1 protein-coding gene and 1 pseudogene are annotated in these 1254 nt (G+C 63.4%); both read left to right on the top strand.

Annotated elements, in window-relative coordinates; translation table 11 throughout:
- A pseudogene (locus EN964_RS38975) lies at window positions 1-153 on the top strand (LemA family protein); the annotation flags it as partial.
- Between the two features lie 258 nt (window positions 154-411).
- A partial coding sequence (locus EN964_RS35005; protein WP_164776414.1) for a YgcG family protein occupies window positions 412-1254 on the top strand: 843 nt, incomplete at its 3' end.

Here is a 1254-nt window from a genome sequence, read left to right as displayed (position 1 = left end):
GTCAGGGACTACAATCTGACGCTGAGGACCTTCCCCTCGGTGCTGTGGGCGACCTTCTGGTTCCGCGGCAATGAGCCCTTTGCCAATTTCACTGTCGCCGAAGACAAGATGCAGCCGCCGAAGGTCGATTTCGGCACGAAGCAGGGCGGGTGAACGTCGACTGTCATCGGAATAAATCCCGCGAAATGACGGGCTGCTGGCGTGCAAACACCCCCCTCTGTCCTACCGGAACCGGCCCTTCGCTGGCGCTTCGGGCGTTCGTCGTTCGGAAAGCCAAGCAATTGGCTTCCCGTCCGCTACGCGGATCAGTCCTCACCCCCCTCAAGGGGGGAGATTGGCAGCTTCGGCGCTGACGCCGATCTTGCGACGTTGCAAATTGGCGAAAGCGGAGATGACGGCCAATCTCCCCACTTGAGGGGGAGATGCCCGGCAGGGCAGAGGGGGGCGCCCCGGAACGCAAGCCTAGGGTTCCTTTTCGCTCTTCTAAGCCTCTTCTTCCTTCCCTTCACCGCCCTCGCCGCCGATCTTCCGGCGCTGACCGGCCGCGTCGTCGACAATGCCGGCATCATCGATGCCGCGACCAAGGCGGCGCTGACGCGGAAGCTCGCCGACTTCGAGACAAAAGGTTCCGACCAGATCGTCGTGGCGACGATCCCCAGCCTCGATGGCGAGGAGATCGAGCCCTACGCCAACCGCCTGTTCCGCTTCTGGAAACTTGGCCAGGCGGGCGAGAACAATGGCGTGCTCCTGCTGGTTGCCCCGAACGACCGCAAGATGCGCATCGAGGTCGGTTATGGGCTGGAAGGTACGCTGACCGACCTGCATACCAAGCTCATCATCGAAAACGACATGGTGCCGGCCTTCCGCGCCGGCGACTTCTCCGGCGGCATCAGCAAAGCCGTCGATGACATGGTCATGGTGCTGGAAGGCAATCCGGAGGAGCTGGAAGCGCGAGGCAAGCGCAATCCCGCCGATGACGGCACGTCCATCGATCCGATCGTTGCCGTGTTCCTGATCCTGTGGGCGACGATGTTTTTCGGCGGGTTGGCGATGGCGTTCCTGCCGCCGATGTTGGGCACGAAGCTGTCGCCGGGCGTGTACAGATGGCTGGGCATGACGTTTCGTTACGGCCGTGGGCCGAGCGGGTACTCGGGCAGCAGTGGCTGGACAACGGGTTCGTCTTCGGGCGGCTGGTCGTCGGGGAGCTCCGGTGGTGGCTGGTCTTCGGGATCAAGCGGCGGTGGCGGCGTTTCC

The organism is Mesorhizobium sp. M7A.F.Ca.CA.001.10.2.1, from assembly GCF_003998575.1.
Taxonomy (GTDB): domain Bacteria; phylum Pseudomonadota; class Alphaproteobacteria; order Rhizobiales; family Rhizobiaceae; genus Mesorhizobium.
This window is presented reverse-complemented; position numbering and strand designations above follow the sequence as displayed.